Consider the following 10,313-nt stretch of genomic DNA (forward strand, 5'->3'; position numbering starts at 1 on the left):
GGGCTCGTCAGTTAGGCTTGTCTACGCGTCGGGCTGTGGTAGCCCCGGGACCTAAAATCAGCCGCTTCGAGCGGCCACGCGCCGTGAGGCGCTTCCCAGCCCGGCGCATCATCTTCAGGCATATGTCGTGTACGACTGATCCGGTTTGCCGATCAATGCGAGCTCCTCGAGATCGCTGGCTGAGGGCGTCCACTCCCCTGCTGCCGCGTTGGCTGCGATCTGCTCCGGCTTGGTCGCACCGGCGATGACGCTGGCGACTGCGGGCTGCGCAGCGAGTCCTCCAATTGCCAGCTCGAGGATGGAGATGTTGCGGGAGTTGGCGAAGGCTTCGAGGGCCTCGATCGTGTCCCAGTTGGCCGCGTCTAGCCGATGCGTCTGTACGGCGAGCCGCGTACCTTCAAGGGCTTGCTCACCTCTCCGGTACTTGCCGGTGAGCAACCCGTACGCCAGCGGGAAGTACGGCAGGATGCCGACGCCCAGCTCCAGGCAGGCGGGTACGAGCTCGGTCTCGGCGGTGCGGTTGTAGAGCGAGTACTCGTTCTGCGCCGTCACGAACGATGCGTACCCCTTGGTCTTCGAGACCCAGTCCGCGTCGACTGCCTGCCAGGCCTGCAGGTTGGAGCTGCCGATCGCGCGTACCTTGCCTTCGGTGACCAGCTCGTTCAGCGCGCCTAGCGTCTCCTCGATCGGGGTCTGCGGATCCGGCGTGTGCAGCTGGTAGAGGTCGACGTGGTCGGTGCCGAGCCGCTTGAGGCTCGCCTCGATCGCCGTCCTCGCGTATGCCGCGCTGCCGCGGCGACCCTGGTCGTCGCCATTGCGACCTTGGAGATCCATGCCAAACTTGGTGGCGAGAACAACCTCGTCGCGACGACCCTTGAGCGCGTTGCCGAGCAGCACTTCGCTCTCGCCGTACACATCGGCGGTGTCGAAGAAGTTCACGCCGTGCTCGAAGCACGCATCCACGACAGCGGTGGTCTGTTCCTGGTCGATGCGGGTGCCGAAGGCGTTGCAGCCGACGCCGACGGTGGAGACCACGATGCCGCTGGAGCCGAGGGTGCGAGTCATGGCTTCAGCGTATTCACGCCCATCCCCGCGATTTGTGTCACCCACGGCGCTACCTCGCCCCCGTGACGCCGTCCGTGTCACATTTCGCGATGGATGAGGCTGATCCACAGGCGGAACTTCGGTGCTGACAAGGCGCGCGAGCTTCGGTAGGTTTTTCGCATTCGATTCGGGGGGATCATGCTCAGACTCGTCGTCGCGTCATCACTGTTGGTCCTGATTGCCGGGTGCACTGACCCCGAGCCCAAGGAACCCAAACCCACCACCTCCGCCGCGCCAACCGCGACGGCACCGACCATGCCCGCCCAGGCCAAAGAGAACACCCCAGAAGGCGCCTCCGCCTTCGTCGCCCACTACATCGAAGTGTTCAATTACGCGGCGCAGACCGGCGACGTCTCGGAGCTCTCCCAGCTCTCGTCACCCAAATGCGACGGTTGCCAGAACTACATCAACCTCTACCGGGACACCTACGCCGAGGGCGGATTCTTCAAAGACTCGGACTGGAAGATCAGCGACCTTGATGTCACGTTTGGCGAGGGCAGAGTCCTTGTGTTCGGATCGGTGTCCTCCCCGCCGGGCACGTACGCGGAGAGCAGTTCTGCGACTCCACAGCCAGGCAATCCCGAGGATTCCGACCTCACATTCGTGCTCACCATGAAATCTGGGGCTTGGACCCTGGACACTCTCGAATTGCAGGCTGAGTCGTGATCCGCTGGGCGGCGGTTTTCCTCGCAAGTGCTCTATTCCTGGGCGCGAACTACACGAGTAGTTTCGCCGGCGTTGACGTGAAACCCAAGGACGCAAGAGTTCAACTCGATGCAGGGCGGGAGGTTCCACGTAGCCAGCAGACAATTGATCGGGTGTTCGGGACGAAAGCCGAGACCAAGCCTCGGCCGCGGATGGATTGTCGCGTTGATCCTGTCATCGGTCGCTACGGGTGCCGGGTCTACGTGCCGTCGGATCCAGACGATCCGGAGTTGACCGAGGGCGCGATTTTGCGGGCGGTGCGGGAGTTGGGGTTGCCGAGCCTGGAGGTGCAGATCCAGCCCGGCACATCGACGCTCGTGAACGTGCCAACGATCTTCTATGCCGAGCCGGAAGCGTTCAACCGCAGCGTGACCTTGCTGGGCTTCGATGTCGACCTGATCGCCACACCCGTGCGCTACCGCTGGCTTCACGGCGACGGCACCGCGTCGACAACCTCCAAGCCAGGCAGGCCCTACCCATCGACCGACGTGACCTACCGCTACCGGCAACCCGCCGAGGCTGTCAGCCCGCGCGTCGATGTGACATACCGAGTGCGATATCGCGTCGACGGCGGGTCATGGAACACGATCGACCAGACACTCCTGGCATCCGGTCCGACCGCCGAGCTCGAGGTCAAGGAAGCCGCACCCGTCCTCACCCACCCGTGACCCAATCCCCGTCCATGCAGCCGAGTGGGAGTATGGACACATGCGAATCGCTGAACACATCGTTGAGCTCATCGGCAACACCCCGCTGGTCAAGCTCACGTCCGTCACCACCGCAGGATCTGCCACGGTGGCCGCCAAGATCGAATACCTCAACCCCGGAGGCAGCGCCAAGGACCGCATCGCGGTCAAGATGGTCGACGCTGCCGAAGCCGCAGGCCTGCTCAAGCCAGGCGGAACGATCGTCGAACCCACATCGGGCAACACCGGTGTCGGTCTCGCGCTCGTCGCGCAGCAGCGCGGCTACAAGTGCATCTTCGTGTGCCCAGACAAAGTCAGCGAGGACAAGCGCAACACGATGAAGGCGTACGGCGCCGAAGTCGTCGTGTGCCCGACCGCCGTACCTCCTGAGCATCCCGACAGCTACTACAACGTCTCCGACCGTCTGGTCCGCGAGACCGAGGGCGCCTGGAAGCCCGACCAGTACTCCAACCCAGCCGGCCCCGAGAGCCACTACGAGACGACCGGCCCCGAGATCTGGGCCGACACCGACGGCAAGGTGACCCACTTCGTCGCCGGCGTCGGAACCGGCGGCACCATCACCGGTGTCGGTCGCTATCTCAAGGAAATGAACCCCGATATCAAGGTGATCGGCGCCGACCCCGAAGGCTCGGTCTACTCCGGCGGTACAGGTCGCCCCTACCTCGTCGAGGGCGTCGGAGAGGACTTCTGGCCCAGCGCGTACGACCCTTCGATCCCCGACGAGATCATCGCCGTCTCCGATGCCGACTCGTTCGACATGACTCGTCGCCTCGCCCGCGAAGAAGGCCTCCTGGTCGGCGGTTCCTGCGGTATGGCCGTCGTGGCAGCCCTGCAGGTCGCCGAGAAGGCCGGACCTGATGCCATCGTCGTCGTGCTGCTCCCCGACGGCGGGCGCGGCTACCTCTCCAAGGTCTTCAACGACGACTGGATGGCGTCCTACGGCTTCCTCCGCGAGCCGCTCGACGGCCACGTACACGAGATCACCGTCGGCGATCTGCTTCGCAGCAAGACCGGCGGTATGCCGGCGCTCGTCCACACGCATCCATCCGAGACCATCCGCGACGCGATCGAGATCCTGCGCGAATACAACGTCTCGCAGATGCCGGTCGTCGGCCCCGAGCCGCCGGTCGTCATCGGTGAGGTTGCGGGCAGCGTCACCGATCACGCCCTGATCAGTGCCGTGTTCGAGGGTCGGGCGCAGCTCACCGACGCCGTCTCCGAGCACATGGAGCCTCCGCTGCCGCTGCTTGGCTCCGGCGAGAGCCTCGACGACGCCCTGAAGGCGCTCAGCGAGAGCGACGCCGTCATGGTCGTCGAAGACGGCAAGCCGCTCGGCGTGCTGACCCGCCACGACCTGCTGGGCGTTCACGTATGAGTGAAAAGAAGAGCAAGGCGGACGAGGGCGCGACCCAAGGATTTGCGACCCGGGCGATCCACGCCGGCTACGAGCCGAATGCCGAGAACGGCGCGGTCAACGTGCCGATCTATGCGAGCTCGACGTTCCAGCAGGATGGCGTCGGCGGTATGCGGTCGGGCTACGAGTACGCCCGCACCGGCAACCCGACTCGTACGGCGCTGGAGGGCAACCTCGCTGCGCTGGAGGGCGGTTCGTACGGGCGTGCGTTCAGCTCCGGTATGGCCGCCACCGACTGCGCGCTGCGTTCGATGCTGCGCCCGGGCGATCACCTGGTCATCCCCAATGACGCGTACGGCGGAACGTTCCGGCTGATCGACAAGGTCTTCAGCCAGTGGGGTCTGACCTACACTCCCGCGGCCGTCAACGACCTCGACGAGATCTTGGCGGCCGTCACCCCGGCGACCAAGGCGATCTGGATCGAGACACCGACCAACCCGCTGCTCAACGTCGGCGACATCGCGGCGATCTCAGAGATCGCACACGGCGCCAAGGCCAAGCTCGTCGTCGACAACACGTTCGCGTCGCCCTACCTGCAGCAGCCGCTCGCACTCGGTGCCGACGTCGTGCTGCACTCGACGACGAAGTACATCGGCGGCCACTCAGACGTGGTCGGCGGCGTACTGGTCACCGACGATGAAGAGCTCGACGCGGCGTTCGCATTCCTGCAGAACGGTGCAGGTGGAGTGCCCGGTCCGTTCGACGCGTACCTGACCCTTCGTGGTGCCAAGACCCTCGCCGTACGCATGGACAAGCACTGCGACAACGCCGAGGCGATTGTCGACATGCTAGTCGGCCACCCCGCGATCGACTCGGTCCTCTACCCGGGTCTCGACGGCCATCCCGGACACGAAGTCGCCACGAAGCAGATGTCTCGCTTCGGCGGCATGATTTCGGTACGCGTCAAGGGCGGCAAGCAGGCAGCGCTCGACATGTGTGCTCGCGCCGAGCTGTTCACGCTCGCCGAGAGCCTCGGCGGTATCGAGTCGCTCATCGAGCACCCCGGCGCCATGACACATGCGTCCACCGCCGGGTCACTGCTCGAGGTGCCTGACGACCTCGTACGCCTCTCAGTGGGCATCGAGGACATCGCCGACCTGATTGGCGACCTGGAGCAGGCGCTGAGCTAGTCCTCGGCACGCGTCGTTCAGGCGGTCTCTTCCTCATCAATCACAACGGGAAGACCGGCTCTCGCGTTCGGGAGACACGTCACGAGGTTTCACAGTGGCGGCTCCGCCGCGGGACGTTCAACCCGCCTCAACGCTGCGGCCGCGGGCGGCCTCGGTTTCGCCGAAGTCAATCTCGGGACGCTCCACGTCGTCGAGGACGGCGAACTCCGACTGGTCGAGACGACGTGTCTGTGCCTCGATCAGCCGCGGCGTACCGATCACCTTGGACTCGTCGAGCCCATCTAGCTTGCGCGCGGTCACTAGTACGCGCTGCTCAAGCGACCCGGCGAACGCGTTGTAGTTGGAGACGGTGCTCTCGATCGAGCGACGCAGCTTGTCGGAGTGCTCGGCCATCGTTGAAAGGCGGGAGTAGAGCTCCTTGCCGAGGTCGAAGAGCCGCTTGGCGTCCTCGGTCAGCACATCTTGCTGCCAGGTGAAGGCCACGGTCTTGAGCACGGCCCACAGGTTGACCGGAGTCGCCAGAAGTACGCCCTTGCCGAACGCGTAGTCCATCAGCGCCGGGTCAGCGTCGATTGCGGCGTTGAGGATCGACTCGTTGGGGATGAACGCGATCGTGAACTCGGGGCTCGCCTCCAGACCGGTCCAGTAGCGCTTGCCGGCCAACGCATCAACGTGAGCCTTGACCTGCTTGGCGTGCTGCGCGAGAAGCTGGGCGCGCTGCGTGTCAGAGAGATCAGGTCTGTTGGACTCGATGAAGGCCGAGTAGGGCACCTTGGCGTCGATCGCCATGTGCTTGCCGCCCGGCAGGTTGACGACCATGTCAGGGCGACGGGCGCCGGAGTCGGCCTCGATCGACTCCTGGGTGGTGAAGTCGACCCGGCGCAGCAGTCCGGCGGACTCAACCAATGTCTTGAGCTGCGTCTCGCCCCATACGCCACGCGTGGAGTTGTTGCTCATCGCTGCCGCGAGGGTCTCTGCGGCGAGCTTGGACTTCTCGGCAGTCTCGCGGGTGACCTTGATCTGGGCATGGAGCTCACCGTGCTGCTGGTGGCGCTGAGCCTCGAGGTCGATGACCTTCTGACTCATGGACTTGAGCTGGTCGGCGACCGGTGCCAGCTGCTGCAGGACCTTGCTCTCGGCCTGGTCAGCGGCGGCACGCTTCTGGGCATCCTGGCGGTGGCGCTCCACGATCTCGTCGTACTGGGTGCGTGCGGTTCCGAGCTGCTCACGCAGGCCGATCACCGTGGCGCGCGCCTCGGCGAGATCCTGTTCGATCTGCGCACGCAGAGTGCTCTCGTCGTGACGAAGCTCCGCAAGTGCGGTGGCATGACGCGCCTCGAGCACGGCAGGCTCGGTGCCCTGCGCGGGGGTGCGACCGATGAGCCAACCGACGACAAGGCCGAGCAGCAGACCGCATACGAGGACCACAATCAGTTCCATGTGGCCAGTGTGACAACTGAGACCGACACAATTGCGGAGACAGGCCGGGCCCCATCCATGTCTCCCATACGCTTGCGGGTATGTCACGACGTCGCGGACTACTGGGAGAGATCTCCTGGCTCCAGCTCCTCGCGAGCGTATTGGCCGCCGTCACTGCCGCCTGGATCGCCTCTCGTCTCGGTGTGGCAGGCACTCTGATCGGCGCAGCACTCGGCAGCTTCGTCGTCACGATCAGCTCGGCGTTCTACGGGCGCACGCTCGACCACACCCGAACGCTGCTGATCCAGACCGAGTCCGGCACGGTCATCGAGCGGCAGGTGGACGAGGGCGAAGTACGCGAGGCGCTCGACGAAGCCGCTGATGTCGACTCGGCAGCTCGTGGTGCGCGGTTCGTCGACGAGAAGCCCCGACTGCACTGGAAGACGATCATCGTCACGTCCATCGTCGTGCTGTCGCTCGCCATCGCCGCGATCTCCACGTACGAGCTGATTTCCGGTCGCACGCTCGACGGCGACCACGGAACGACGATCGGCGACACCCTCGGCGGCAACCGCGACAAGCCGAAGCCGACGCCCACCCCGTCCGAGACCGCGACGACCGTCCCGACCACCCCGACTGCCACGGAAACGACGACAGAGCCGACGCCCACGGCGAGCACTGACACACCGACACCCACCCCCACCGAGACCACGGAATGAACTGCCCTCCCCCGCTGTTTCAGCAATCACACAACCGCGAGAGGAGCTAACCATGACGATCTACATGACCCCCAACATCTCCGACGAGCAGATCGAGCAGATGGACGTGTTCGACGCCTTCCGCAAAGGCGAGGAGCTCCTGGACTCGCGATTCCCGCGCGACGCCGTACGCGTGCTGCGCAAGGTCGTTGCGACCGAGCCGACCAACGCATCGGCTTGGGAGCTGATCGGTCGGGCGCATTTCGCCGCAGCGCAGCTGGTGCCCGCGGAGCAGGCATTTCGCCGCCTCATCGAGCTCGACCCGACGTACGGCTGGGCCCAGACCGCTCTCGGGCTGTCGCTCGACCGGCAGAGCCGTCACGACGAGGGCGCGGTGCACCACCGGCTCGCCACTGCGATGGGCATGCCGGAGCGCGGTACGACCCGCGTCCAGCTCGTCGACCAACCGGTTGGCTGACCCCTGGACACCACGTGGGCGGCAGCGGCCCTCGCGCTTGCGCTGACGGTCGTTCCGCCCGCGTGGCGGTTCACCCGCCACCTCGTGACGCTGGTCCATGAAGCCGGTCACGCGGTGGTTGCGGTCCTTACCGGGCGACGCCTCAACGCGATCCGTCTGCACACCGACACGTCGGGCCTGACGCTCTCCACCGGCAAACCGCGCGGTCCGGGCATGATGGCGACAGCTGCCGCCGGATATCTCACTCCTGCCGCACTAGGACTCGGCTCAGTCGCCCTCGTACGGGTCGACGAGACCGACATTGCCCTGTACGGCGGCCTCGCCGTGCTCGCGCTGATGCTCGTGTTCATCCGCAACTGGTTCGGCCTCCTGGTGGTTGGCATCTCCGGCGCGGTCGTCGCGGCTCTGGTCTGGAAGGCCGATCAACGAGTGCAGGACTTCGCCGCGCTGACGTTCGCGTGGTTCCTGCTGATCGCCGCACCGCGTACGGTTCTCGATCTCTGGTCGCACCGACGCCGCAGTCGGACCCGTACGAGCGACGCCGACATCCTCGCTCGCCTCACCCACCTGCCAGCGGCCTTGTGGAATCTGCTGTTCCTGCTGCTCACTGGTGCCGCGCTCGGCGCTGCAGTCTGGCTGGTTGGATAGGGACCGTGTTCACGATCGGCAAGGAACTCGACGGCGCGCTCGGACGTACCGGCACGATCACGACGCCACACGGCGAGATCCGAACGCCGGCGTTCATCCCGGTCGGCACCCGCGCGACCGTGAAGTCGGTCCTACCGGAGACGATGGCCGACCTTGGCGCCCAAGCACTGCTCGCGAACGCCTATCACCTCTACCTGCAGCCGGGCGCTGACATCGTCGACGAAGCGGGCGGCCTCAGCACGTTCATGAACTGGCCGGGCCCGACGTTCACCGACTCCGGCGGGTTCCAGGTGCTCTCGCTCGGCGCGGGGTTCAAGAAGACGCTGTCGATGGATGCCACTGGCGTCGAGGCCGATGACGTCATCGCCCCGGGCAAGGACCGCCTGGCGAAGGTCGACGACGACGGCGTGACCTTCAAGTCGCACGTCGACGGCACGATGCACCGCTTCACCCCCGAGGTGTCGATGCAGATCCAGCATCAGCTCGGCGCAGACATCATGTTCGCGTTCGACGAACTCACGACGTTGATGAACACTCGCGGCTACCAAGAAGACTCGATAGCCCGTACGCAGGCGTGGGCCGAGCGCTGCGTCGTCGAACACCAGCGGCTCACCGACGAGCGCAAGGGCAAGCCGTTGCAAGCGCTGTTCGGCGTCGTGCAGGGTGCCCAGCACGAGGATCTCCGTCGTACGGCTGCCCGCGGCCTCGTTTCGCTCGACTTCGACGGTTTTGGCATTGGAGGTGCGATCGAGAAGGAACGACTCGGAACGATCGTCGGCTGGGTCAACGAGGAATTGCCCGACGACAAGCCCCGCCACCTCCTGGGCATTGGCGAGCCAGACGACTTGTTCACCGGCGTCGAGAGCGGCTGCGACACGTTCGACTGCGTCGCCGCCTCACGCGTCGCTCGGTCCGGGCGCGTCTACACCGTGACCGGGCACTTCAGCGTCACGTCAGCGGCCAACCGCCGCGACTTCACCCCGATTGACGCGGAGTGCGACTGCTACACCTGCAGCAACTACACACGCGCCTACTTGCATCACCTGTTCAAGACCCGCGAAATGATCGGCGCCACGCTCGCGACCATCCACAACGAGCGCTTCATCGTCAGACTCGTCGATCAGATGCGCGACGCCATCGAGGACGGCTCCTTCAAGGACTTCAAAGCCGACTTCCTGGCCCGGTTTTACGGCTAACCCACCTCGTTGGTTAAGTAGGAGGCCGCCCGCGGCCGACGTATCGAAACCTCGTGAGACGACTTCCCAGGGCGAGCACTCGAACTCACGGGGTCTCGATACGCTCGTTCCTCGCTACTCGACCGCCGGGTTGTTCCAGTAGGTCTCTTCGCGGTCCTTGAGGACGCGAATCACGAGCATCGTCAGCGGCATGACCAGGATCTCGACGGCGCACTTGAAGATGAAGCCGACGACGAAGTAGTTGACGAAGTCCCCACCCGTCGAGATGCCGATCGCCGAAGCGGCGATGGCGCAGAAGATGAACGTGTCGGCCGCTTCGCCCACACCCGTCGATCCGGCGAGTCGACGCCACAGTCCCGGCTCGGCCGATCGCGCCTTCATGCGTACGAGCACGTACGAGTTGAGGAACTGACCCACGACGTACGCGATCAGGGATGCCGCGACGATCTGTACGCCCGACCAGACGACGCTCTCGAACGCTTCCTGGTTCTCGTAGAACGACGCGCTGGGTAGCTGGATGACGATCAGGAACGTCACGAACGCCATGATCGCTGTACCGAACCCGACGACGATCGCGCGCCGGGCCGCCTTCAGCCCATACACCTCGGAGATGACGTCGCCGATGATGTACGCCAGCGGGAACAGCACGGCACCACCGTCGGAGAACACCGGGATGATCTGGACCGGCCCGAGCGACACGTCTCCGGAGAAGAACTCCGTGCCCTTGGTGGCGGCGATGTTGGAGACGACGAGCACGACGCAGAAGACCGCGAGCAGGACGTCGAAGTACGACGATCCGCGCGACGCATAGTGG

At 65.2% G+C, this 10,313-nt stretch carries 11 protein-coding genes; 8 read left to right on the plus strand and 3 right to left on the minus strand.

Features of this window, described 5'->3' with window-relative positions; all coding sequences use genetic code 11:
- Positions 1-114: 114 nt before the first annotated feature.
- Complete coding sequence (locus V6M39_RS13090; RefSeq protein ID WP_332644254.1) at positions 115-1,065, minus strand: aldo/keto reductase; 951 nt, start codon at positions 1,063-1,065, stop codon at positions 115-117.
- 177 nt (positions 1,066-1,242) lie between these two features.
- On the opposite strand from V6M39_RS13090, the gene V6M39_RS13095 reads away from it, so the two are divergent.
- The 4 genes from V6M39_RS13095 to V6M39_RS13110 all read left to right on the plus strand — a co-directional run bounded on the left by V6M39_RS13095 (position 1,243) and on the right by V6M39_RS13110 (position 5,060).
- Positions 1,243-1,770 (plus strand): DUF6318 family protein, encoded by a 528-nt coding sequence (locus V6M39_RS13095; RefSeq protein ID WP_332644255.1) that lies wholly within the window; start codon positions 1,243-1,245, stop codon positions 1,768-1,770.
- A gap of 191 nt (positions 1,771-1,961) precedes the next feature.
- Positions 1,962-2,477 carry a hypothetical protein gene (locus tag V6M39_RS13100; protein WP_332644256.1) on the plus strand — a complete coding sequence of 172 codons (516 nt, stop codon included), beginning with the start codon at positions 1,962-1,964 and terminating at the stop codon, positions 2,475-2,477.
- 40 nt (positions 2,478-2,517) lie between these two features.
- The gene (locus V6M39_RS13105; protein WP_332644257.1) at positions 2,518-3,891 is read left to right on the plus strand and encodes a cystathionine beta-synthase; all 1,374 of its coding nucleotides are present in this window, start codon (positions 2,518-2,520) and stop codon (positions 3,889-3,891) included.
- Positions 3,888-5,060, plus strand: coding sequence for a cystathionine gamma-synthase (locus V6M39_RS13110; RefSeq protein WP_332644258.1), 1,173 nt, complete (start codon positions 3,888-3,890; stop codon positions 5,058-5,060). Before V6M39_RS13105 ends, V6M39_RS13110 begins: the two co-directional genes overlap by 4 nt.
- A 117-nt stretch (positions 5,061-5,177) precedes the next feature.
- Here V6M39_RS13110 and rmuC read toward each other — a convergent pair whose 3' ends face one another.
- Positions 5,178-6,500, minus strand: coding sequence for a DNA recombination protein RmuC (gene rmuC / locus V6M39_RS13115; protein WP_332644259.1), 1,323 nt, complete (start codon positions 6,498-6,500; stop codon positions 5,178-5,180).
- Positions 6,501-6,580: 80 nt separating this feature from the next.
- Between rmuC and V6M39_RS13120 the strand changes: the two genes are divergently transcribed.
- Genes V6M39_RS13120 through tgt form a run of 4 tightly spaced genes read left to right on the plus strand, consistent with a single transcriptional unit; the run spans position 6,581 to position 9,499 of the window.
- Positions 6,581-7,198, plus strand: coding sequence for a hypothetical protein (locus V6M39_RS13120; protein ID WP_332644260.1), 618 nt, complete (start codon positions 6,581-6,583; stop codon positions 7,196-7,198).
- A gap of 52 nt (positions 7,199-7,250) precedes the next feature.
- Positions 7,251-7,655 carry a tetratricopeptide repeat protein gene (locus V6M39_RS13125; protein WP_332644261.1) on the plus strand — a complete coding sequence of 135 codons (405 nt, stop codon included), beginning with the start codon at positions 7,251-7,253 and terminating at the stop codon, positions 7,653-7,655.
- Positions 7,656-7,697: 42 nt separating this feature from the next.
- Positions 7,698-8,303 (plus strand): M50 family metallopeptidase, encoded by a 606-nt coding sequence (locus V6M39_RS13130; protein WP_442880802.1) that lies wholly within the window; start codon positions 7,698-7,700, stop codon positions 8,301-8,303.
- A 5-nt stretch (positions 8,304-8,308) separates the two neighbouring features.
- Complete coding sequence (gene tgt / locus V6M39_RS13135; protein ID WP_332644262.1) at positions 8,309-9,499, plus strand: tRNA guanosine(34) transglycosylase Tgt; 1,191 nt, start codon at positions 8,309-8,311, stop codon at positions 9,497-9,499.
- 114 nt (positions 9,500-9,613) lie between these two features.
- On the opposite strand, the gene V6M39_RS13140 is transcribed toward tgt, so the two are convergent.
- On the minus strand, positions 9,614-10,313 hold a 700-nt coding region (locus tag V6M39_RS13140), incomplete at its 5' end, for a queuosine precursor transporter (protein ID WP_332644263.1).

The sequence above is a fragment of the Aeromicrobium sp. genome (assembly GCF_036675695.1).
Taxonomy (GTDB): domain Bacteria; phylum Actinomycetota; class Actinomycetes; order Propionibacteriales; family Nocardioidaceae; genus Aeromicrobium.